The sequence below is a fragment of the Pseudomonas mohnii genome (assembly GCF_900105115.1).
Lineage (GTDB): Bacteria > Pseudomonadota > Gammaproteobacteria > Pseudomonadales > Pseudomonadaceae > Aquipseudomonas > Aquipseudomonas mohnii.
Window position 1 is genome coordinate 2,583,400 of record NZ_FNRV01000001.1, and the last position, 21,650, is coordinate 2,605,049.

Annotated in this window: 21 protein-coding genes; 13 read left to right on the top strand and 8 right to left on the bottom strand. The window is 61.9% G+C overall.

Going from position 1 to position 21,650, the window contains the following annotated elements; translation table 11 throughout:
• Positions 1-73: 73 nt before the first annotated feature.
• Complete coding sequence (locus BLV61_RS32065; RefSeq protein ID WP_371919885.1) at positions 74-802, top strand: methyl-accepting chemotaxis protein; 729 nt, start codon at positions 74-76, stop codon at positions 800-802.
• 115 nt (positions 803-917) lie between these two features.
• Here BLV61_RS32065 and BLV61_RS12060 read toward each other — a convergent pair whose 3' ends face one another.
• Together BLV61_RS12060 and BLV61_RS12065 are read right to left on the bottom strand one after the other, a co-directional pair.
• Complete coding sequence (locus BLV61_RS12060) at positions 918-1,709, bottom strand: AraC family transcriptional regulator (RefSeq protein ID WP_090465215.1); 792 nt, start codon at positions 1,707-1,709, stop codon at positions 918-920.
• Between the two features lie 192 nt (positions 1,710-1,901).
• Positions 1,902-3,179: an acetyl-CoA C-acetyltransferase gene (locus BLV61_RS12065; protein WP_090465218.1), complete on the bottom strand. Its 1,278-nt coding sequence runs from the start codon at positions 3,177-3,179 to the stop codon at positions 1,902-1,904.
• A 216-nt stretch (positions 3,180-3,395) separates the two neighbouring features.
• On the opposite strand from BLV61_RS12065, the gene BLV61_RS12070 reads away from it, so the two are divergent.
• Both BLV61_RS12070 and BLV61_RS12075 read left to right on the top strand, forming a co-directional pair.
• A complete protein-coding gene (locus BLV61_RS12070) occupies positions 3,396-4,748 on the top strand; it encodes a 3-oxoacyl-ACP reductase (protein WP_090465221.1) in 1,353 nt (450 codons plus the stop codon).
• A gap of 2 nt (positions 4,749-4,750) precedes the next feature.
• Complete coding sequence (locus BLV61_RS12075) at positions 4,751-5,605, top strand: MaoC family dehydratase (protein WP_047537067.1); 855 nt, start codon at positions 4,751-4,753, stop codon at positions 5,603-5,605.
• Between the two features lie 115 nt (positions 5,606-5,720).
• On the opposite strand, the gene BLV61_RS12080 is transcribed toward BLV61_RS12075, so the two are convergent.
• Both BLV61_RS12080 and BLV61_RS12085 read right to left on the bottom strand, forming a co-directional pair.
• The gene (locus BLV61_RS12080) at positions 5,721-6,134 is read right to left on the bottom strand and encodes a response regulator (protein WP_047537065.1); all 414 of its coding nucleotides are present in this window, start codon (positions 6,132-6,134) and stop codon (positions 5,721-5,723) included.
• Positions 6,135-6,202: 68 nt separating this feature from the next.
• Positions 6,203-6,403 (bottom strand): Flp family type IVb pilin, encoded by a 201-nt coding sequence (locus tag BLV61_RS12085; RefSeq protein ID WP_090465224.1) that lies wholly within the window; start codon positions 6,401-6,403, stop codon positions 6,203-6,205.
• Between the two features lie 323 nt (positions 6,404-6,726).
• On the opposite strand from BLV61_RS12085, the gene cpaB reads away from it, so the two are divergent.
• From cpaB to BLV61_RS12125, 8 genes are read left to right on the top strand one after another with little or no spacing between them, the layout of a single operon-like run.
• Positions 6,727-7,680, top strand: a complete 954-nt coding sequence (gene cpaB / locus BLV61_RS12090) for a Flp pilus assembly protein CpaB (protein ID WP_090465227.1) — start codon at positions 6,727-6,729, stop codon at positions 7,678-7,680.
• Between the two features lie 21 nt (positions 7,681-7,701).
• A complete protein-coding gene (locus BLV61_RS12095) occupies positions 7,702-8,964 on the top strand; it encodes a type II and III secretion system protein family protein (RefSeq protein ID WP_090465230.1) in 1,263 nt (420 codons plus the stop codon).
• On the top strand, positions 8,961-10,148 hold the full coding sequence (locus BLV61_RS12100; protein ID WP_047537056.1) for a CpaE/TadZ family protein: 1,188 nt from the start codon (positions 8,961-8,963) through the stop codon (positions 10,146-10,148). Before BLV61_RS12095 ends, BLV61_RS12100 begins: the two co-directional genes overlap by 4 nt.
• On the top strand, positions 10,145-11,425 hold the full coding sequence (locus tag BLV61_RS12105) for a TadA family conjugal transfer-associated ATPase (RefSeq protein ID WP_090465233.1): 1,281 nt from the start codon (positions 10,145-10,147) through the stop codon (positions 11,423-11,425). The genes BLV61_RS12100 and BLV61_RS12105 overlap by 4 nt, the downstream gene beginning before the upstream one ends.
• Before the next feature lie 10 nt (positions 11,426-11,435).
• Positions 11,436-12,320: a type II secretion system F family protein gene (locus BLV61_RS12110; RefSeq protein ID WP_090465236.1), complete on the top strand. Its 885-nt coding sequence runs from the start codon at positions 11,436-11,438 to the stop codon at positions 12,318-12,320.
• Positions 12,321-12,328: 8 nt separating this feature from the next.
• Positions 12,329-13,207: a type II secretion system F family protein gene (locus BLV61_RS12115; RefSeq protein ID WP_425272100.1), complete on the top strand. Its 879-nt coding sequence runs from the start codon at positions 12,329-12,331 to the stop codon at positions 13,205-13,207.
• A 10-nt stretch (positions 13,208-13,217) separates the two neighbouring features.
• Complete coding sequence (locus tag BLV61_RS12120) at positions 13,218-13,931, top strand: tetratricopeptide repeat protein (protein ID WP_090465239.1); 714 nt, start codon at positions 13,218-13,220, stop codon at positions 13,929-13,931.
• A gap of 12 nt (positions 13,932-13,943) precedes the next feature.
• Positions 13,944-14,219, top strand: coding sequence for a DUF3613 domain-containing protein (locus tag BLV61_RS12125; protein ID WP_047537042.1), 276 nt, complete (start codon positions 13,944-13,946; stop codon positions 14,217-14,219).
• Between the two features lie 121 nt (positions 14,220-14,340).
• Here the strand turns inward: BLV61_RS12125 and BLV61_RS12130 are convergent, their stop codons facing one another.
• Positions 14,341-15,132: a response regulator transcription factor gene (locus BLV61_RS12130; RefSeq protein WP_090465243.1), complete on the bottom strand. Its 792-nt coding sequence runs from the start codon at positions 15,130-15,132 to the stop codon at positions 14,341-14,343.
• A gap of 62 nt (positions 15,133-15,194) precedes the next feature.
• Positions 15,195-15,704: a prepilin peptidase gene (locus BLV61_RS12135; protein WP_052193649.1), complete on the bottom strand. Its 510-nt coding sequence runs from the start codon at positions 15,702-15,704 to the stop codon at positions 15,195-15,197.
• A 74-nt stretch (positions 15,705-15,778) separates the two neighbouring features.
• On the opposite strand from BLV61_RS12135, the gene BLV61_RS12140 reads away from it, so the two are divergent.
• Together BLV61_RS12140 and BLV61_RS12145 are read left to right on the top strand one after the other, a co-directional pair.
• Positions 15,779-16,219: a TadE/TadG family type IV pilus assembly protein gene (locus BLV61_RS12140; RefSeq protein ID WP_047537036.1), complete on the top strand. Its 441-nt coding sequence runs from the start codon at positions 15,779-15,781 to the stop codon at positions 16,217-16,219.
• Positions 16,216-18,969 carry a PAS domain-containing protein gene (locus BLV61_RS12145; RefSeq protein WP_090465246.1) on the top strand — a complete coding sequence of 918 codons (2,754 nt, stop codon included), beginning with the start codon at positions 16,216-16,218 and terminating at the stop codon, positions 18,967-18,969. The genes BLV61_RS12140 and BLV61_RS12145 overlap by 4 nt, the downstream gene beginning before the upstream one ends.
• Here the strand turns inward: BLV61_RS12145 and BLV61_RS12150 are convergent.
• Positions 18,954-20,876, bottom strand: coding sequence for a pilus assembly protein TadG-related protein (locus BLV61_RS12150; RefSeq protein ID WP_090465249.1), 1,923 nt, complete (start codon positions 20,874-20,876; stop codon positions 18,954-18,956). The genes BLV61_RS12145 and BLV61_RS12150 overlap by 16 nt on opposite strands.
• Before the next feature lie 183 nt (positions 20,877-21,059).
• The gene (locus BLV61_RS12155) at positions 21,060-21,617 is read right to left on the bottom strand and encodes a DUF4136 domain-containing protein (protein ID WP_090465252.1); all 558 of its coding nucleotides are present in this window, start codon (positions 21,615-21,617) and stop codon (positions 21,060-21,062) included.
• Between the last annotated feature and the right edge of the window lie 33 nt (positions 21,618-21,650).

The following is a 21,650-nucleotide window of genomic DNA, read 5'->3' on the forward strand; positions in this document are numbered from 1 at the left end:
CACCTCCAAGAGCTCGACGCAGGTTTCCCACGACATGGCCGAAGCGGCCGGTCGTCAACGTGAAGCCGTGGACATGGTGTCCACCGCGTTCCACGAAATGGTCGCCACCGCCAACGAAGTGGCCCGCTCTTGCAGCCAGGCCGCCGAATCGGCCGACAGTGGCCAGCGCCAGGCCCGCGAAGGCCAGCAACAGATTGACGCCGCCGTGACCAGCGTCGATCGCCTGAGCCAGGAAATCGAACAGTCGGCCCAGTCGATGCAACAGCTGGAGCGCGACAGCAACGACATTCAGTCGATTCTCGGGACCATTCGTTCGATTGCCGAGCAGACCAACCTGTTGGCGCTGAACGCCGCCATCGAGGCCGCACGTGCCGGTGAACAAGGCCGTGGTTTCGCGGTGGTCGCCGACGAAGTGCGAGCCCTGGCCAAACGCACGGCCGACTCCACGGCGGAAATCGACGGGCTGCTGGGCAACCTGGCCAAACGCACCAGCCAAGTGACCCAGCAGATGCATGCGAGCCTGGAAGTGTCGCAGCAATCGGTCATACGCATCGGTGAAGCGCGCAGCAGCTTCGGGCAGATTCGCGAGTCGGTGGACGTGATCCGCGACATGAACACCCAGATCGCCACGGCGGCCGAGCAACAGCATCAAGTGGCCGAAGACATCAACCGCCACATCAGCCACATCCATGGCGATGCGCAGTTGGTGGCGGAGCTGGCGAACTCGGCGCGCCTGGATTCCCAGAGCCTGGCCGGGTTGTCGAATGAGCTGGACGGGTTGGTTCGCCGCTTCCGTACCTGACCGAAGACCGCTGCGCGGTCGATCGCTGGCAAGCCAGCTCGCACAGGTTCGTGTCGTACCCAATATCGGGAACGACGCGACCTCTGTGGGAGCTGGCTTGCCAGCGAAGGCTTCATCACTGCCGAAACAACTCTCCCGGCGTAAACCCGAACAGACCTTTGAACGCCGCAATGAACGCCGACGTCGAGTCATACCCGCACGCCAGCGCAGCGTTGGTCACGCTTTCGCCCTCCTCCAGCAAGCTCAGCGATGACAACAGCCGCATGCGCTGGCGCCAGCCACGGAAACTCAACCCCGTTTCGCGCTGAAACAAACGCATCAGGGTTTTCTCCGAAATGCCCAAGCGCTCAGCCCACGCCTGCAAGGTCACGTTGAGCTCGGGATTTTCGATCAGTTCGTTGCACAACCCCAGCAGCCGTTCGTGCCGAGGCAACGGCAGGGAAAACCCGACTTCCGGCAACGTTGCCAATTGATCCAGCAGCACACTCACCAGCCGTGCCTGCGGGCTATCGCCCTGCGGATACTCCACCGGCAGCAAGCAAAAACTCTTGATCAGTTCACGGGCCAGTGGCGTCACTTCCAGCACCCGGCAACGCCCGTCCGCCCACTGGCAATCCTCGCGACGCACGTAGAGGCTGCGCATCTCGGCGCGCATCGAGGTCACCACCTGATGCTCCAGATCCGCCGGAATCCAGATCCCCCACTGGGGCGGCGCGAAAAAACTGCCTTCAGCAGTGTGTACGCCGAGTACGCCACTGATCGCGTAGGAAAACTGCACCCAGTCGTGGCGATGGGACGGCGTCCATGAACCGGCATTGAGGCTCTCCACCCGCGCATACAGCGGACGCGGCAACGCCTTGAGGGGAGGAATGCTGCGTTCGAGGGTGACTTGTCCGTTAGTCGGCATTGACTGACCTTATGTTGCAAGACGGCTGATGGGGCCGACGTTAGGCCATGTCACACATCTATTCAACACCGGTGGCCCCTTGTGGGAGCGGGCTTGCCCGCGATAGCGGTGTGTCAGGCAACAGAGATGTTGAATGTGCCGGCCCCATCACGGGCAAGCCCGCTCCCACAGGTCCTTCGCTGCCTTCAAAAATCAGCGCTCGATGATGGCGGTGACGCCCTGCCCTCCCGCAGCACAGATCGAGATCAGGCCCCGGCCTTTGCCTGCCGCATTCAACAACTTGGCCAGGTTGGCAACGATGCGCCCGCCCGTCGCGGCAAACGGGTGCCCGGCCGCCAGCGAGCTGCCTTTGACGTTGAGCCGGCTGCGATCGATCGACCCCAAAGGCGCATCGAGGCCCAGGCGGGTCTTGCAATAGTCCGGGTCCTCCCAGGCCTTCAAGGTGCAAAGTACTTGCGCGGCGAAGGCTTCGTGGATTTCGTAGTAATCGAAGTCCTGCAACGTCAGGCCGTTGCGCGCCAGCAAGCGCGGCACCGCATACACCGGTGCCATCAACAGCCCTTCGGCGCCGTTGACGAAATCCACCGCCGCCGCCTCGCCGTCGCGCAGGTAGGCCAGAATGGGCAAGCCACGTTCCTTCGCCCACGCTTCGCTGCCCAGCAGCACCAGTGACGCGCCATCGGTCAGCGGCGTGGAGTTGCCCGCCGTCAGCGTGCCCCTGGCACTTTTTTCATAGGCCGGTTTGAGCGAGGCCAGCTTTTCCAGCGTCGAATCCGCACGCAGGTTGTTGTCGCGCGTGAGGCCGAGGAACGGCGTCATCAAATCGTTGTGCCAGCCTTCCGTATAGGACGCAGCCAGTTTTTGATGACTCTCCAGGGCCAGTTGATCCTGTGCGTCACGGGGGATGTTCCAGGTCTGTGCCATCAGCTCGCAGTGTTGCCCCATGGACAAGCCGGTTCGCGGTTCGCCGTTGCGCGGAAACTCGGGGATCAGGTCGCGGGGCCGCAACTGCAGGAAGGTTTTCAGTTTGTCGCCGGAGGTTTTGGCGCGGTTGGCTTGCAGCAGAATCTTGCGCAGGCCTTCACTGACACTGATCGGCGCGTCAGACGTGGTGTCGACCCCGCCGGCAATGCCACAGTCGATCTGGCCCAGGGCAATCTTGTTCGCCACCAGCAACGCGGCTTCCAGTCCGGTGCCGCAGGCTTGCTGGATGTCATAGGCCGGGGTCGTGGGTGACAGCCGCGAGCCGAGCACGCATTCGCGGGTCAGGTTCATGTCTCGCGACAGCTTGAGCACCGCCCCGGCAACCACCTCCCCGATGCGCAGGCCATGCAGGTTATAGCGCTCGATCAAGCCTTCGAGGGCAGCCGTGAGCATGGCCTGGTTACTGGCGGTGGCGTATGCACCGTTGGAGCGGGCGAAGGGAATCCGGTTACCGCCGATGATCGCGACGCGGCGCAGCTGAGTCATGAAAAGCTCCCTATCAACATTTGAAAGTTAAAACCGCCCCCTGTGGGAGCGAGCTTGCTCGCGATGGTGTGTCAGCTACATTGACTTCGACGGATACACCATCGCGAGCGGGCTCGCTCCTACAGTCTGGTCAAGCGTAGGCCTTATCTCGTGGATCGAACGACTGATCGCCATTCATGGTCCACACTTTGAACCTCAGCTGCTGGAGCGCGTTCCATGTCTGACCGCTATATCGACTTCGCCAATTCCTCCATCGGCCATCGTCTGGTCGGGGCCTTGGGCCTGCCTTCGCCGGTGCGCCTGGAGCGTTGGCAAGCGGGCCGCTTGCGTCCTATCGAAGGCGCATTGCTGATCGGCGGCGGGCCGCTGGCGGAAAACGTCAGCGCCTTCGCCCATCGCCTGACCGATGCCATCTACAGTTACGCCACCGATCCTTCGCTGGCCACGGCGTGGATTCCCGGCCATGGCCCGAAACTCAAGGCCGTGGTGTTCGATGCCACTCACCTGGTGCAGACCGATCAGCTCAAACAGCTGCGCGAGTTCTTCCAGCCCTTGATGAAGAACCTCGACCACTGCGCGCACATGGTCATTCTCGGGCGTGAGCCGCAGACCTTGAGCGACCCGTTCGCCGCCAGTGCCCAACGGGCGATTGAGGGGTTCAGTCGTTCGCTGGCCAAGGAACTGCGCAGCGGCGGCACCTTGCAGCTGATCCACGTCGGCGAAGGCGCTGAAGATCAACTGGAAGGCCCGCTGCGGTTTTTCCTTTCGCCGAAAAGCGCCTTCGTCTCCGGGCAAGTCATTCGCCTGAACGCCTGCGACACCCCGGTGACCGACTGGACCCGTCCGCTGTCCGGGCGCAAGGCGCTGGTCACCGGCGCGGCGCGCGGCATTGGTGCTTCCATCGCCGAAACCCTGGCTCGCGACGGTGCCGACGTCATTCTGCTCGACGTGCCGCCCGCCAAAACCGATCTCGACGCCCTCGCCGCACGCCTGGGCGGGCGCAGCATCACCCTCGATATCTGCGCCGAGGACGCCGCCACGCAACTGGTCGAAGCGCTGCCCGACGGCATCGATATCGTGGTGCACAACGCCGGCATCACCCGCGACAAAACCCTGGCCAACATGACCCCGGAATTCTGGGACGCCGTACTCGCGGTCAACCTCAATGCCCCGCAAGTCCTGACGAAGGCCTTGCTCGATAACGGCACCTTGCGTGACCACGGCCGGGTCATCCTGCTGGCGTCGATCAGCGGCATCGCCGGCAATCGCGGACAAACCAACTATGCGGCGAGCAAGGCCGGGCTGATCGGCCTGGCACAGGCCTGGGCGCCGCTGTTGCAGGCCCGGGGCATCAGCATCAATGCCGTGGCACCGGGGTTTATCGAAACCCAGATGACCGCACACATACCATTCGGCCTGCGCGAAGCCGGGCGACGCATGAGCTCCCTGGGCCAGGGCGGCCTGCCTCAAGACGTCGCCGAAGCGGTGGCGTGGCTGGCGCAGCCGGGCACGGGCGCATTCACCGGGCAGGCATTGCGCGTCTGTGGGCAAAGCGTTTTGGGGGCATAGGCATGATCACTGATTGGCACACACTCAACCGCGAGCCGAGCCTGCCGGGGCTGTATCTACGCGCGGCGACGCGACGCAAAATCAGCGGCATCACCCTGCCCGATGCCGGTCTGCGCTGCTGGGTCGATGTCGATCCGAAACGCCTGGCGGACTATCGCAAGGTCTGCGGGTTCGCCGACGATGGTTTGCTGCCACCGACTTATCCGCACATCCTCGCGTTCGCCTTGCAGATGCAATTGCTGACTGCCAAGGACTTTCCGTTTCCGTTGCTGGGGCTGATTCATCTGAGCAATCGCATTCGCGTACTGCGGCCGCTGGGCGGGGTCAATCGGGTCCGGGTCAGCGTGCAAGTGCAGAACCTGCAACCCCACGCCAAGGGTGCGACCTTCGACCTGGTGACCACCCTCGATGATCAACTCGGGTCGCTGTGGGAAGCTGAAAGCCGGATGCTCTGTCGCGGCGTCAAGCTTGAGGGTGAGCCCGTCGAGCAGGTGTTGGTCTCGACACTGCCGCTGAGCGAAGTCGCGCACTGGAAAGCGCCCGCGGATATCGGCCGGCAGTACGCCAAGGTGTCCGGCGACTACAACCCGATTCACCTGAGTGCAGCCAGCGCCAAACTGTTCGGGTTTCCTTCGGCCATCGCCCATGGTTTGTGGAACAAGGCGCGCACCCTGGCCGCGCTGGCCGATCACCTGTCGACGGCAAACCTCGAGATCACGGTGCAATTCCAGAAACCGGTACGTCTGCCCAGCGAGGTGACGTTGCTCGCCAGTGCGGCGGGGTCGAGTGGCGATCTGCGCTTGATCGGCGCCGGAGAGCTGGAGCACATGACTGGCCATTGGCGGCCGCTTGCCTGACAACGTCTGAAGAAGACGCAATGCTGGCGAAGGATATTGGAGGGAGTCGTGTTCTACTGGCCGCCTTCGCGGGTCAGCCAGCCGTCAACCGATCGCCAGACCCAGACAGCGACATTCAGGGATAAACCAACTGAAGCCGCGGCAGTGGAAACAGGTTGTTCAACGTCTCCAACAGCCGTACGTGATAGATCGGCTTGCGAAACAGGTCCAGCACCTGCAACCGCAACATGTCACTCACGTCCTCCATGCCCGCATGTCCGGACATCACAATCACCGGCAGATGCTGGCGCGACGTATGCTCGCGCAAGCGCTTGATCAGCGACATGCCACTCTCCTCCGGCATGCGCAGATCGGTGATGACCAGTGCAATATCCGGATGGAGTGTCAAATGCTGCAACGCCAGTTTCACCGACGTCGCGGTAAAGCAAATAAAGCCTTCGCCCTCCAGCCACTCGGCCAACTCAAGTAACGCCTCTTCCTCGTCGTCGACCAGTAGAAGTTGCTGGCGCGAAAGCACAGGAGCGTTCATAGGAGACACCTGGAGTGGGTTAGCGCTGAAATTAGAATTCGTTTTTATCCCTGGCGACTGACCAATACTTAGCCCAACGCAGTTTTGATTTTTCCAAAAATGGTAGTGATCGAAGTACCCATTCCAGTACTGAGCCCGGCAATCACCACCGCCACCATCGCCGCCACAATGGCGTACTCAATACCCGAAGCCCCGTCGGTATCTTTGGCCAGACTTTTATAGAAAGCGATCTCGGATTTGATCTTCTGAACAACCTTGGCAACAGACATGACGTTCTCCTTGATGACCACGGGTGTTGCATCGGCGCAACATGATTCCCCTATGCCAGCACCAGCATTGTCGGCATTTCCCCGGTCAACAACTGTAAGAACGCATTAATACAAAAGTATTAGTCATTTAGTTGGCGTCAGATAACCTGATATTTCAGCTTAATCATTCACTTTTATCAGATATTTCAGTGCCAGTAATGGCATTTTGCACTAGCTGCGCTAGGGTCAAATAGCGAAATAGTTCAATGTTCATAGCTGCCTTATTGCAAATTTTTCTCGTTCTCTGATATGAATTTTTTGCGCAGCAGGAAAGGGAGAGCCGCATGAACAGTCGTGCCATTCTGGGTCTTGCCGGACTGTCTCTGGTGGGCGCTGTCATTGCCGGTTACTGGGGTTTTACCCTGAGCCGGCAACCGGCTGCCGCACCTGTGGTTGCACAGACCGGGATCGTCACCCCGGCAGCCGCCACTCCTCAGGCAGCGGCACCACAGGAAGAAGACACCCGCCAACCCGTCGTCGTGCTGCTGCATGACATCGCGCCGTTCGTGCAAATCACTGCCGCCGACGTGGCCGTGGAAAAACTCCGCACCGCCCCTGCCGGCAGCCTCACCCGTCTCGATCAAGCGATCGGTCGCGCGCCCTGGCGCAGCCTGCGTGCCGGAACCTGGCTCAGTGACGAAAGCTTCGAAGCCGGCAGCAAACTGGCGCGGATGATTCGTTCTGACGAACGCGCGCTCGCCGTATCCGTGGACGAAGTCATCAATGCCGGCGGCCAACTGGCACCGGGGGACTATGTCGACGTCTTGCTGTTTTTGCGCATGGACGCCATCAACCCCCAACCCTCCGCACAACTGGTGGTTCCGGCATTGCGCGTGTTGGGGGTGGGCGAACAGTTGGGCCTGACCAACGATGGCCAACCCACCAGCCTGGCCTACAGCAATGATGAGAAGCTCAAGCTGGAACAACAGCGCGCCAACGCCCGTACCGTACTGCTCGCCGTTCCCGCGCCACTGTTGAGTCGCCTGCTCCTCGCCACCCAGGCCGGGGTGTTACGCCTGGCCGTTCGCAGTGCCGATGAGAAACGCCTGGCCCATTATTGGGCCGGCGAGCGCGATTCTGCGACCAACCTCACCAACGCCAATCGCGAGTTGATCCAGTTCAATCAACTGGCCATGACCGCACCGCCCAAACCCGTCGTCGCCAGTGTTCCCGTCGCACCGAGAAAATCGGGCGTGGAAGTCATTCGCGGCAATGAACTCACTCAACAGACCCCCTGAATCGAGCAAGGACGCCTTTCCATGCGCAGACGTATTATTCCGTTATTCAACGGTTTGATCTGGGCCGTCTTGATCGGTGGCATGCCGTTGACCGCCGCCGTCGCGGCAGGCGGAAACTGTGCCGCACTGGGCCCGTTACCCGCCACCGTGGAAATCGGCGAAGGGCAGCAACAGGAACTGCAGTCGCCCGTTCCCATCACCCGCCTGGCCGTGGGGGACCCGAAGATCGCCGACGTGCGGGTCAATGGCAACCAGGCGTTCCTGCTCACCGGGATGGCCCCCGGCACCACCAGCCTGATGGTCTGGACCGCCTGCGCCAGTGCACCGCGCCAAAGCATGGTGTTCGTCCAGGGGCGCGCCACCGCGGCCATGACCAGGGCCGCGCGGCTGCCATCGGATGATCCGTCGCTGCCGTCGCAGGTGCAGACCGACATCCGTTTCGTCGAAGTCAGCCGGACCAAACTCAAAGAAGCCAGCACCTCGATCTATGGCAAGAACTCGAATTTCCTGTTCGGCTCCCCTGGCACAGTGCCCAATACCGGGGTGACGCCCCGCGTACTCCCGCTGCGCAACATCGATCCGCGCATCGCCGCCCCCAGCATTCCCCTGGCCAACGACGTGTTCAATATCGTCGCCGGTGGCGGTAACTTCCTCGCCATCATCAATGCCATGGAAAGCAGCGGCTTCGCCTACACCCTGGCACGCCCAAGCCTGGTCGCCCTGAGTGGGCAGAGCGCGAGCTTTCTCGCCGGCGGGGAAATCCCGATCCCGATTCCCAGCGCCAACAGCAACAGCTACTCGATCGAATACAAGGAATTCGGCATCCGCCTGACGCTCACGCCAACGGTGGTCAGCAACGATCAGATCGCCCTCAAGGTTGCCCCCGAGGTCAGCGAACTGGACTACAACAATGCCGTGACCATCGGCGGCACCACGGTGCCGGCGTTCACCATTCGCCGCACGGACACCAGCATCTCCCTGGCTGACGGCGAGAGCTTTGTCATCAGTGGTTTGATCAGCACGCAAAACGGCTCGCAGGTCAGCAAGTTTCCGGGCCTGGGTGACATTCCGATTCTCGGCGCGTTTTTCCGCAGTTCTTCGATCAGCCGCGAAGAGCGTGAACTGCTGATGATCGTCACCCCGCATCTGGTCCAGCCGTTGGCCGCCAACGCGCAGCTGCCGTCGTTGCCCGGCGAGAAACTGCGCAACTACGACCCCAACTGGTATCGCCTGTACTTCCTCGAAAACGGCGACTTCGATAAACGCAGCGGGTTATCGCAATGAGCCAGAACCTGAGCCAGACCTTCCTCGCGATCACGCGCAACCACACTGACCTGGAGTGGCTGCAGGGCGCCCTCGCGCCGCTGGGTCAAGTGGTCAGTGCCGGCTCCGGCAGTCTCGACGAACTGCTGGCGCTGGTGGATGTGACCTTCGCCAGCCTGGTGTTCGTCGGCCTCGACCGCGAACACGTAGTGGCCCAATGCGCGTTGATCGAGGGCGCCCTGGAAGCCAAGCCGATGCTGGCGATCGTCGCCTTGGGTGACGGCATGGACAACCAGCTCGTGCTCAATGCCATGCGCGCGGGGGCGCGGGATTTCGTTTCGTATGGTTCGCGCTCCAGTGAAGTCGCCGGGCTGGTACGCCGCCTGAGCAAACGCCTGCCGGCCGTGACACCGAGCACCCAACTGGGTGGCCTGACCGTGCTGTATGGCGTGCAGAGCAATGCCGACGGCGCGCTGCTCGCCAATCACATGGCGCAGGTGGTGCAGAAGAGCGGACAGCAAACCCTCTTGCTCGACCTGGGTCTGCCGCGCGGTGACAGCCTGGCCTTGCTCGGGCTGGAGAGTTCGTTTCACTTCGGCGATGCCTTGCGGCATTTGCGCCGACTCGACGCGACCCTGATCGACAGTGCCTTCACCCGTTGCGAAGTCGGGGTGCGAATCCTCGCCTACGCCAGTCACGATGAGCCGCTGGAGCACACCAGCGCCGCCGAGTTGTACATGCTGCTCAGCGCCCTGCGCCAACACTTCCAGCACATCGTGGTCAACCTCACCGGGCAACCGGACAGCGAAGCCCTGCGCACCTTCGTCAGCCATTGCGACAAGCTGTTGTGGTACACCGATCAGAACGTGCTCGACTGCCGCCGCAACCTCGAAGTGCTCAATCTGTGGCGCGAAAAAGGCATGAAGCTCGATCACGCCCGGCTGTTGGTGGATCGCTACTTGCGCGCCGTCGCGCCGGACTCCGACGCCCTGGGCAAAAGCTTCGGCATGGAGGTCATCGCCACCCTCGCCTACAGCCCCGAGGTGCGCCTGAACGCCAAGAATCAGGGCGTGACCCTGTTCGAACTGGCGCCACGGGAAGTCCTTACGCAAAGCCTGCGCACCCTCGGAGAACGCCTGGCCAAGCGTTCCGAAAACCTGGCCAAGCCCAAGTCCTGGTTCAGCCGTTTGAGAGGTGCGCAATGAGCGGCGAAAAACTGTTCGGTGTGGCGCAACGCAGCGTGGCCGGCAACACCGACCATGAAGGCCTGAAACTGGTGCTGCACCGCTACATCATCGATGCGATCGAAGAGTCGGGCAAAAACCTCCTGGAAGGATCGCGGCAGACGCTGTCGCAATTCGTCATCGACAAAGTGGCCGAATACATCGCGCGCCTGCACCTGGCGATTTCCCGTTATGAGATGGAGCGCCTGGCCGAAGAGATCGTCGACGAGCTCACCGGTTTCGGCCCGCTGGAAGTGTTGTTGCGAGATTCGGCGGTGACCGAAATTCTGGTCAACGGCCCGCACCGGGTGTTCATCGAGCGCGACGGTTTGCTGCACCAGAGTGATTTGCGCTTCATCGATGCGCACCACGTCGAACGCGTTATCCAGCGCATTCTCGCGCCCCTCGGCCGGCGGCTCGATGAGTCGTCGCCGATGGTCGATGCGCGCTTGCCGGACGGCAGCCGGGTCAACGCGATCATTCCGCCGATTGCCCTCGATGGCCCGTGCCTGTCGATCCGCAAGTTCCGCCAGGACATGCTCAACAGCACCGACCTGATGACCATGCAGACCATCGACCAGGCGATCTACGACTTCCTCAAGGAAGCCGTGGGCAAGCGCTGCAACATTCTGATCAGCGGCGGCACCGGCACCGGCAAGACCACGCTGTTGAACATTCTCAGCCAACTGATCAATCCCCAAGAACGGCTGGTGACCATCGAGGACATTGCCGAACTGCAACTGGGCCACCCTCATGTGGTGCGCCTGGAGACCCGTCCGCCGAATGCCGAGGGCCACGGCGAAGTGAAGTCCAGCGACCTGATTCGCAACGCCCTGCGGATGCGCCCGGACCGCATCATCCTCGGCGAGATCCGCGGTGTCGAAGTGGTCGATGTGCTCACCGCCATGAACACCGGCCACGACGGTTCAATGAGCACCGTGCACGCCAACAATGCACAGGATGCGCTGCTGCGCCTGGAAACCCTGGTCGGCCTGACGGGCCGCAGCATCGCCGAACGCACCTTGCGGCAAATGATCTGCGCGGCGCTGGACGTGGTGATCCAGTTGACGCGCTTGCCCGATGGCCGTCGCTGCGTCAGCGAGGTCGTGGAGGTGATCGGCATCCGTGAAGATGTGTATGTGACCAATACGCTGTTCCGCCTCGACCGTCGCAGCGGCTTCGGTTTCATGCGCGAAGCGGTCAACCCTGCCGGTGACAAACTGCGTCGCGAATCGGCGCTCTCTCCCTCGGCGTACTGAAGGTTACAGCATGCTCAAATCGCTGCTGCTCATCCTCGTTTGCCTGGCCTTGCTCGGCCTGTCGGCCCGCCTGCTTTACCGCGGGTTGCGCCAGCCCGGCACCCAGCGCGTCCTGGAACGCCTGACCCAGGGGCAACCCGAACGGGTGGTGCAGAAATCGTCCTGGGTGGCACTGGATCGCGCCTTTTTGCGTGCAGGCCTCGGGCGGCCCACGGAGCGCCTGGGGCTATGGCTGACACTTTGGGGGCTGGCTGTCTTGCTCGGGGTCGCGGCGGGCGGCTGGGTCGGTCTTTTCATTCTGTTGCTGCTGCCGCCGCTGTTTCTACACTTGTACATCGGTTGGCGCTATCAACGCCGGCTCAAGCGCATGATCGAGCAATTGCCGTCGCTGCTTGACCATGCGGTGCGCAGCCTGAAGTCCGGACGCACCCTGGCCGATGCGGTACTGGGCGCCATCAACGTTGCCGAAGACCCGCTGAAAAACGCCCTGGGCCGGGTGCAACGCAGTGTGCAGTTGGGCGTCAGTCTGCCCGACGCCGCCTCGGACTTTGCCGAGTTGTACGACAAAGACGAACTGCGCCTGTTCGCACTCGGCTTGAAGGTCAACCATCGCTATGGCGGCAACGCCAGCGAGTTGTTGGAAAACCTGATCAAGCTGATCCGCGAACGCGAGCAAGCGGCTCGCCAATTGAGTGCCATGACCGGCGAAACCCGCGTCACGGCGGTGGTCCTGGCCCTGCTGCCGGTCACCGTCGCCGGCTACTTTCTGATCTCCAATCCTAAGTACCTGCTCAGCATGTGGAACGACGGCTCCGGGCAATGGATGCTGGTGAGCGCCCTCCTCTTGCAGGTGTTCGGCTGTCTGGCACTGTGGCGGATGTTGCGTAGCCTATGAACCTGTCCATGTTGCTGAGCTCATTGCTGTTTCTGTTGGCATCGCTGCTGCTGTTGAGCGTCGTGCTGGAACTGCGTCGGCGTGCGCGGCAAGTGGTGCGACGACTGGACGGCAAGGCGCCGAGCGAGCCCCGCTTGAGTCAATGGCTGCTGGCCCTGGGCACCAGTCGGCTGGGGCAGCAGTCGGTCAAACTCGATAACGAAACCCAGACACTGCTCAACGGCCTCGGCTGGCGCACCGCGCGCAAACGCGCCCTGTATGCGGCGTTCCAGGTCGGCGTGCCAGTGCTGGCACTGGCCCTGAGTGTGCTGATTCAGGAGCTGTTCTTTGCGCACGTCACCCATCGCTGGGTCGCGCCGACGTTTGCCACCGGCATGGGCTATCTGCTGCCCAAACGCCTGCTGGCGATGGCTGTACAGCATCGCAAAAAAAAGCTGGCGATCGAGATTTCCACCTTCATTCCGTTGCTGCGCATCCTGTTCGAATCAGGCATGGCCGTGGAGCAATCGCTGCGCGTGTTGAGCAACGACGGCAAACAGCTGATGCCCACGCTCACCCATGAACTGCGCCTGGTGTTGGCCCGGGTCGATTCCGGCCTGGAACTGGGCGATGAACTGAACAAGGCGAGCCGCTTGCTGGCGGTGGATGAGTTCACCGACACCTGCGTGATTCTGCAACAGCTGATCCATCAGGGCGGCGGTGCGATGAAGTCGCTGCTGGCACTCAAGCTGTTGCTCGATGACCGGCGCCTGACGCGCCTGCAGGAATACATTTCCAAGATGTCCGCCAAAATGTCCGTCGTGATGATGCTGTTCCTCTTCCCGGCGTTATTGATCGTACTGGCCGGCCCGGGCCTCACCGCCCTGAGCCGGGCCTTTGCTTCTTAGAGGGATCGTGATGAAAGTAGTGATTGCCGGTTTGAGTCTGCTGTTGCTGGGCGGCTGCGCGAGCAACGGCCAGACACCCTGGAACGCCCTGACCGACTCCGCCAGTTGCGGCAAGTTGAGTTCCGAAGAACAGCTGTCGCTGAACCTTGCGGACGACATGGCCAATGACGGCAAGCTGCACGCCAGCCTGGCCAATCTGCAGAACCTGCCGGACAACCTGGCCGATGTGCGCTTGCGCAAGGCCAAGGTCTATCGACTGCTGGGCCGCAACGAAGCCGAGCCGCTGTACCGCAGCCTGCTCGGCGGCTGCAAGGCGGCCGAGGCCGAACATGGCCTGGGTCAACTTGCTGCCGCACGGGGCGACAACGGCCAGGCCCAGTCGCACCTGCAACGGGCGGCACGCCTGGCGCCCACCGACGAAAAAATCCGCAACGACCTCGGTGTGGTGTACCTCAATCAATTGCGTGTCGAAGACGCCCGATTCGAATTCCTGACCGCCCTTGAACTCAAGCAAAACAACACATTGGCAGGACTGAATCTGGTGACATTGCTGATCTATCAGGACGACTGGAGCCGCGCCGCCGAACTGGTCAGCCGCCTCGGCCTGAGCCCCGCCCAAGTCACCGAGGCCCAGGCCCGAGCGGAAAGACTCAAGGCGCCAGCCAAGTCCGCCCCGACCGTCGCCGCGCAAGTCGCCGTCGCCACCGCACCCGCCCTTCAGTAGGGAGAACCCAGGATGAAACCGACCACCCTCTGCTGCCTCGGCCTGCTGGCCCTGCCCCTCACCAGCCACGCCATCGACCCCGGCCCGGCCTCGCCACAACAACAGGAAACCGAAGGCTGGCTGCAACTGCAAAGCAGCAAGAACGCCGCTTCGCAAAAACTGCAAACCGCTACCGCAACCGAACGCGAACTGACCATGCAGCGCTGGTTGAAGACTTATCAGCACGAGATCCCGCAGTTCTTTGATCAGGATGCGGGCGGGAAGGTGGACAGTGGGTCGGGGAATTAGCGTTGGTGGTTTGCGGCCATGGGGTGGACGCAATCCTGTAGGGTCGCCGTAAGGGCGAAGCCATAAGTCGCGGTTACCGCGGAAACGGATAGGTCCACCATCCAAAAAACCGATGGCATATTCAGTGCGCCGTCACCCGCTGCCGCAACCCGGAACCGCTCGGCGAAAGCGCCAACGCCAACTGCGTCCGATTATGCATATGGGTCAAGCGCAGCACCTGGGACACATACAGTTTTACCGTGTTCTCGGTGATCCCCAACTCACAGGCAATCTGATAATTGGTCAGCCCCTTGCCCACCAGCCGCGCCACATCCAGTTGCCTGGGTGACAACTGATTGAAAATCGCCGGGATCTCTACCCGATCCGCTTCGCTGACGGCCTCATCGCCCGATTCCCCCGAAACCGACGAAAGCGGAGTCCGGCGAACCTTGTCCAGGTCCTGATACAGGTCCTCGATCGACTCGGACAGGTACTGCAGCTTCTGATCCAGGTGTCCCAGTTGCAGCGCCTTGTGCCGTTCCTGCAAGACCAGCTCCTGCCGCTGCAAGCCTTCGAGCAGCTCCCTCAGATCAATCGGCTTTTGGTAGTAATCGGCAAAACCGGCACGCAATGCCTTGATCACATCCTGCTTGTCCGCATGCCCGGTCAGCATGATCGCCTCGAACGCGCGGTGTTTTCCGGACAGCCGTTGCAGCTCCAGAACCAGTTGAATGCCGTCCAGACCCGGCATGTGCAAATCACAGAGCACCAAGCCGATATCAGGGTCTTCGTTGAACCGCTCAATGGCTTGATGGCTGGACCCGCAGGCAACGGAACGGTAGCCGCGGCTCTCAAGAAATTCGCAGAGTTCTTCAACGATGAATGGCTGATCGTCGACCACAAGGACTTTTACTGCCGAGTTACGCTTGCTCACGTGCAACTCCCTGCCAGGTCAAAGGCTGACCGTTTTTCCAATCACAGCTCAGGGCTGTACAACTACTGAATGAAAGTAGTCGCACTTTCCGACTCTGTAAAAAAACGAAATACAGCCAATGTCAGCAACAAGCCCACGAGCAAAAACGGCGCGAAGGGTTGTTTCTTTGACATTCCAGGCTGCAGATAGCGAAGGCGTCCTCTAAGCCTTTGACCGATATGGAGCCAGACGCTTGGCGCCAGCAGCAGCCAGCACACACTGGCCAATCCGGCACCGATGAACACGCCCAGCACATGCCGACCATCGGTCGCCAGACCCAGGGCGGTCATGAGTTTCACATCCCCCGCGCCCAGGCGCCGTATCGCATAACCGGGCAGGGTGAACGCCAGCGCCAACAGGGCTGCCCAGCCGCCCTGTTCTGCGGGTGCGCCCACCCAGGTGGTTCCGCTCCACAGCATCCATGCCAGGGCCAACGCCCCTGCGCCAAGGGTCAAGCCATTGGCGATGTGCCGTTGCCGGGCATCCTGCGCTGCGCATAGCGTCAGCCAGATCAGTAGGACAAAGCTCTGCATCCGGTAAAAAACGTCCGTTTTGGCTGAATGATTCTATGCTGACATTACCTAGTGATGTCAGGGTAGACGCACTCATGAAAACCAGCTTCCCGCGCAAGCAAAAAGGTGCCGCAGCGATTGAGTTCGCCTTGGTCTTCGTCATTTTTTTCGGCGTGTTTTACGCGATTGTCACGTACAGCCTGCCGCTGCTGCTGATGCAGTCGTTCAACCAGTCGACGGCCGAAGCCGTGCGCCGGAGCGTGGCACTGGACCCGAATACTCCCGGTTACGAAGCCCAGTTGAAGTCCACCGCCACGCAGGAACTGACCCGGCAACTGGCGTGGATTCCTGCGGGTCTGAACTTCAACGTTGCCACTGACGCAACCACCACCTATGTCGGCGGAGTCCTGAAGGTGAGCATCAACTACCCCACCAGTAAATTGAATGCAGTCATTCCGTTTCTGAACCTGCCGGGAATAGGTCAAGTGCCTGATTTGCCCGCGACCCTCACCGCCAGTTCGAGCCTGCAATTTTGAGTGCCGGGGATAAACTCTTCGGGCGTTTGCTCAACCGCCACCCGCCTCCGCCCCTGGAGGCCCTGCAAGCGCCGAGCATGCCCGGAGTCGGCTTACAGATGCATCTGGACACCGAAGGTCGCGTGTTGCACCTGACCGGGCCGCTGCGACACGTGCTGGCCCAGCAGGTACCCGGCGCCCAGGCCCCGCATCTGCTCGACTTTTTGCTGCCGCACTGCGGCCTCGTCGTCGAAGGCTCCCCCGCCGATTGGCAGGGCCAGGCCCTGGACCTGGACTTTTACACCCTCAGTGGTCAAACCCTGCACTTGCGCGGCTGGGTCCAGCCGTTGGCCGATGGCTGGCTGCTGCAGTTGCTGGACATCGGCGATCTGCTACTTGAGCGCCGGCAATCGCGGGTGAGCGAACAATGCCGATTGCTCTCGGTGCAGATCAGCGAGCAGTTGCGCCTGTGCAGCCTGACGCGCTTGCCCGAAGTCCTGTCCGATCAACTGCAAAGCCTGGCCCAGCGTTTTCACGTCCCCTGCATCGCCCTGGCATTGCTCGACGAGCAAGAACAGGGCTGGCAGATTCACCAGCATTTTGCAGGCCTCGATGCGCCGCAACTGTGGCACACCGGACAGCGGCTGGGGACCGGCCTGGACAGCCTGAACGGCTCAGCGCCGCAGCACCTGAACCCTGTCGAACACCCCCGTCTGCAAGCCATCTTTGGCAACGCCGAGGGGTTCGTCGTGCCATATCACGATGCTCAAGGCGTGGCGGCCTGGTTGCTGTGTGGTTGCTATCCGGTGCAGCAACGGGCCCCTGATGTCAGCGAGCGCGATTGGCTGCAATTGGCCGCCGCGCTCGCCGGCCCCTTGTTGGAACGCTCCCGCGAGCACCGGCACCACCTGCAAATGGAGCGCCTGGAATCGCTGCAGGGTTTGCTGGGCGCCGGCTGGTGGGAAGTGTTCAGCGACAGGGCCGAGGTGCAACTGGCGCCCTCGCTGGCCAGCACCCTGAACCTTGCCAGCGAGCGTTTAGCGCTGAACGACTGGCTCGATCAGGTGCATCCCGCTGACCGCGAAGAACTGCACAGTCGCTTGCAAGACCTGCTGGACGAAGGCACGCCGTTACTGCTGTGCGTGCGTTTCTATCGCCCCGACGCCGCGCTGCCGCCGAGCTGGTATCGCTTGCAAGGCCAGGCCCTGGGTGTGGGCCGCCATCGGCGCCTGGTGGGTTTCATGCTCGACATCAGCGACATCAAAAACCAGGAACAACACGCCGCCGCCGCACACGCACGCCTGGACAATCTGATCGCCAGTTCGCCCGCGGTGATTTACGTGCAGCGTTATGGGGAAGGCGCGTTGCAACCGACGTTCTTCAGCGACAGCCTGCTGCCGCTGCTCGGCTGGACGCTCGCCGATTGCGCCACGACTGCGTTGGTTGAACGGGTGCACCCCGAAGACCGTGATCGTTATTTCGAGCGTACCCGGCAACTGCTGCGTGAAGGCTCGGTGCGCGCCCGCTATCGACTGCGTGACAGTCGTGGCGATTACCATTGGTTGCTCGACGAGGCCAAGCTGCTGCGCGACGACCTGGGTCTGCCGGTGGAAGCCGTGGGCCTGTGGCTGGATGTCACCGAAGCGACCGTGGCGGCCGAACAGGTCAAGCAAAGCGAAGAGCGCTATCGGATTCTGGTGGAAGACTCTCCGGCGATGATCTGCCGATACCGCCCCGACCTGTCCCTGACCTTCGGCAACCGGCCACTGGCGGCGTATCTTGAGTGCACGCCCGAGCAACTGCCGGGGCTGAACCTGGGCAACTGGATGTCGCCGCAACAGCGCGAATCCTTCCTCCAGCGCCTGACCCGGCTGAGCCCGGAGTTCCCGGTCAGCACCGCGGAAATCAACCTGCAATTGCCGGGACGGGAACACGCCTGGTGGGTCTGGTCGGATCGCGGGGTGTTCGACGAGCAGGGCCAGTTGCTGGAGATTCAGGCCGTGGGCCGCGACAACACCGAAGTCCGGCGCTCCCAGCAGCAACTGACCCAAAGCGCAAAAATGGCCACCCTCGGCGAAATGGCCACCGGCCTGGCCCACGAAATCAACCAGCCTCTGAACGTGATGCGCATGGCGATCATCAATGTGCTCAAGCGCCTGGGCAACGGCGACGTGCAGGTCGATTACCTGACCGACAAGCTCAATCGCATCGATGCGCAGGTACAGCGCGCCGCGCGGGTAGTCGATCACATGCGGGTGTTCGGCCGCCGCTCGGAGATCGAGCAACAACCGTTCAATCCGGCCCAGGCCATCGAAGGCACGCTGTCGTTATTGGCCGAAGGCATGCGTGGCAAAGGGGTGGAACTGCGCATCAGCGAAACCGGGTTCGAGGTGCAAGTGCGCGGTTACGTGGATCAGCTTGAACAAGTATTGATCAACCTGATGGTCAACGCCCGGGATGCCTTGCTGAGCAAGCGTGAAACCAACCCCGAATTCAAACCGTGGATCGCGGTGTATGCCGAACGTGACCCGCAGTCGGTGCGCCTGTGGGTCGAGGACAACGGCGGCGGCATCGACCCGCGACTGCTGGAACGGATTTTCGAACCGTTCTTCACCACCAAACCGGTCGGGATCGGCACCGGGCTCGGCCTGTCGGTGAGCTACGGCATCGTCGAAAACATGGGTGGCAAACTGAGCGTGCGCAACTCCACCGAGGGTGCGCGGTTTTGTATCGAGTTGCCGGTTGTGCAGGAGGATCAAATCACCAGGTAGGCTTTGCCTTTCTCGCCGCAGGTCAGGTTGAAGCCGACGTCAACCTTGTTGATGTCGATCCCCAGGTTCATCAACAGGCTGTTCACGATCGGGTCGACCAGCGGCGCCAACAGGCCACTGATGGCCGATGCCAACAGCGCGACGACGTCGGACAGCGTCGACAGCAACGTACTCAACAAACTGCCCAACAGACTGCCGATGGTGGGCGTGTGTTGAATCAGCGTGATCCCGCCGAGTGTGCCCTTCAGACTGCCGACCACACCCGACACCATCACCGGGTGCGTCGGGTCCGCAGACACATTGATCTCATGGGGATTGGCAAAGGTGTAATTGGGCTCGGTGGTGCCGGCGACCGGGCTGTCGATCATGATTTCGCTGCCGCCACCGCCGAAAGGGGTTCGTGCGCCACACCCTGAGAAATTGCAGGTTTTCGAACCGATATCGACCAGCGTCAGCGGCGACAGGCTTTGAGCCGGCGACGACGATAGCCAGATGGCGTCGTCGATCTGGCCGACCTTGACCTGCACTGCGGAAATGTTGGTGGTGGCGGTGAGGCTTTTGTTGGTCGGGCTGGCGCAGGAATAGTCCGTGACGTAACTGCTGCCCGTGCCGGCTTCAATGCCGAGATCGAGGTTGAGCCCTTTGGGCAGTATCTGCAGGTCGGTCTGGGTGCAATTGCCCAGGAGGCAACCGGGCGCCAGCAGTGTGTTGACCAGCCCCACCACCGGGCTCAACAGCGAGTTGACCAACTGCAGCACGGCATTGATCACCGACAGGTCCACCGACACCAGGATGCGAACCTGCGCAGTGCGCACGTAGATTCTGTTCACGCCCAGCGGCGCTGCTTTCGCCAGCGCCGGGTCACCGACCGCCGAGAATTGCGGCGGTTGAATGACCTTGATGCGGGTAGTCACGCCCGCCAGTCCCAATACATTGACTGGCAACACAGCGGTCACCGCGCTGTTCTTGTTGGCCAGTTGAACGAACCCCTGAATCAATTGAAACAACTGCACCGTAGCGTCCAGCCCTGCCGCCTGCGTACCGGTTTGCAGCTGAAGCAAATCACCCAGTTTGATGGGCGAAGCGCTGGTGGCGGCTACCTGCAAGTTGGCCAGCGCGGTGGTGACGGTCGCCGTGGCACCGTTGAGGTTCACCACGGTGGCCGCAGCCTTGATGAACTGGGTGACGCTGCCTTGCGTGTTCAACAGCGTGGTGTAGTTGCCGGCCGACACGCCCAGTTCGAGGGCGAGCTGGTCCATGAATTTGAGCAAGTTGATATCGGTCTTGACCAAGCCATCCCAGCCGCCAACGGTCAGGTTGACATTGCCCCCCAGCAGCGTCGAGAACAACGGATTCAAGAGGCTGGATTGTGAGCTATCGACGCCCAACAGGGTGCTGCGGATACTCAATTGCGCCAGTGAGATCTTGGGTTCGGCGGCGACGGCCGTGGCGCTGAGCCGGGTCGTGAGGCTGGCCGGCCCACCGGAGAGCAATGCGCCGATACCGGCCGCGACGCTGGTGGCCACCGTGCGGGTGGCGATGACTTGAACGGCAGCGGACTTCTTCGGGTCGGCGCTGAAGGCGCGCAAGTGATCGGCGCCGATCTGCAAGGTGCCGCAACTGACGGTCAGCGTGTTGTCGGCGTTGACGGTAAAACCGTTACGGGTAGCGCTTTGGGTGGCGTAAGCGGTGGCACTCGCCCCGGACAAGCAGTTGCCATCGCGGGTCACCGCCTCCAGTGCGGCGGTGTCTGCTACGCGCTGCAGTTTGCGCTGCTCCAGGTAAAGCCTGCCGCTATCGATCACCAACAGCATGAAACCCAGCGCCAGCGCCAGCGTACCGGCAGCCATCAAACCAATCGCCCCCCGTTGCCGGGCCGGGCCGCGAAACTGCAAGCAGGGAGACATCGAGCACTCCTTTGCCGGCGCACTGCCGAGCGCGACCTCCGTTGGTGTGAAGCAGTGTAGACAAGGGAAATCAGGACTGCTGGCAACTCGCCATCGCAGACAACAAAAATTCCTGTGGGAGCTGGCTTGCCAGCGAAGAGGCCCTCAAGCGCAATGCACCACTCAAGGCCGGCTGTGTTGTATTTATCTTGGCGGATAGTTGGACAGTATCCGGGTGACCGTTTCGCGTATCGCATCGCTGCGGTCCGAAGGGTTCGGTGTGCGGCTGAGTATCTGCTCGTCACTGCCGCGCCACACCAGTTTGCCGTCCTTGCCATCGAGCAGATCGATCTGGAGAGTGGCGACCTTGTAGGGAACCACGCGGGTTTCGTTGTACATCGGCGCGCCCCAATAGCCGTTCCAGGGATTACCCCAACCGCCGCCATAGTTGGTGGTGATCTGCTGCTGGCGCTCCTCGACAATCAGGTAGGTCTGCACATTCAAATCGCCCTTGGCATCTGCGGCAGCCGGGCGCAGGCCACGCTGATCCAGTTGATCGGCCACCGACTGGCGCACGCGCTGTTCGGTCAGGTCACTCTTGATCCGTGGGTCGTCGGGGCGATATTGCAGGGCGGGCTCTTTCCAGCTCCAGCTGCGATAGGCGGAGAAATCGCGGCTGGCGTCGAAGTCATGATTGACCTGATTGGCGGCGCAGGCACTGAGCAGCGCAGCCACTGCCAGTACAACGAAACGGCGGAACATGATGATTCTCCGGTAGAAGGCATGAACCTGCGA

Coding starts and splice junctions, on each gene's coding strand:
- BLV61_RS12110 (WP_090465236.1), top strand. CDS start 11,436: ATGCTCAAATCGCTGCTGCTCATCCTCGTTTGCCTGGCCTTGCTCGGC.
- BLV61_RS12125 (WP_047537042.1), top strand. CDS start 13,944: ATGAAACCGACCACCCTCTGCTGCCTCGGCCTGCTGGCCCTGCCCCTC.
- BLV61_RS12085 (WP_090465224.1), bottom strand. CDS start 6,403: ATGTCTGTTGCCAAGGTTGTTCAGAAGATCAAATCCGAGATCGCTTTC.
- BLV61_RS12135 (WP_052193649.1), bottom strand. CDS start 15,704: ATGCAGAGCTTTGTCCTACTGATCTGGCTGACGCTATGCGCAGCGCAG.
- cpaB (WP_090465227.1), top strand. CDS start 6,727: ATGAACAGTCGTGCCATTCTGGGTCTTGCCGGACTGTCTCTGGTGGGC.
- BLV61_RS12060 (WP_090465215.1), bottom strand. CDS start 1,709: ATGCCGACTAACGGACAAGTCACCCTCGAACGCAGCATTCCTCCCCTC.
- BLV61_RS12100 (WP_047537056.1), top strand. CDS start 8,961: ATGAGCCAGAACCTGAGCCAGACCTTCCTCGCGATCACGCGCAACCAC.
- BLV61_RS12075 (WP_047537067.1), top strand. CDS start 4,751: ATGATCACTGATTGGCACACACTCAACCGCGAGCCGAGCCTGCCGGGG.
- BLV61_RS12140 (WP_047537036.1), top strand. CDS start 15,779: ATGAAAACCAGCTTCCCGCGCAAGCAAAAAGGTGCCGCAGCGATTGAG.
- BLV61_RS12120 (WP_090465239.1), top strand. CDS start 13,218: ATGAAAGTAGTGATTGCCGGTTTGAGTCTGCTGTTGCTGGGCGGCTGC.
- BLV61_RS12070 (WP_090465221.1), top strand. CDS start 3,396: ATGTCTGACCGCTATATCGACTTCGCCAATTCCTCCATCGGCCATCGT.
- BLV61_RS12150 (WP_090465249.1), bottom strand. CDS start 20,876: ATGTCTCCCTGCTTGCAGTTTCGCGGCCCGGCCCGGCAACGGGGGGCG.
- BLV61_RS12095 (WP_090465230.1), top strand. CDS start 7,702: ATGCGCAGACGTATTATTCCGTTATTCAACGGTTTGATCTGGGCCGTC.
- BLV61_RS12115 (WP_425272100.1), top strand. CDS start 12,329: ATGTTGCTGAGCTCATTGCTGTTTCTGTTGGCATCGCTGCTGCTGTTG.
- BLV61_RS12080 (WP_047537065.1), bottom strand. CDS start 6,134: ATGAACGCTCCTGTGCTTTCGCGCCAGCAACTTCTACTGGTCGACGAC.
- BLV61_RS12065 (WP_090465218.1), bottom strand. CDS start 3,179: ATGACTCAGCTGCGCCGCGTCGCGATCATCGGCGGTAACCGGATTCCC.
- BLV61_RS32065 (WP_371919885.1), top strand. CDS start 74: ATGGTGTCCACCGCGTTCCACGAAATGGTCGCCACCGCCAACGAAGTG.
- BLV61_RS12105 (WP_090465233.1), top strand. CDS start 10,145: ATGAGCGGCGAAAAACTGTTCGGTGTGGCGCAACGCAGCGTGGCCGGC.
- BLV61_RS12155 (WP_090465252.1), bottom strand. CDS start 21,617: ATGTTCCGCCGTTTCGTTGTACTGGCAGTGGCTGCGCTGCTCAGTGCC.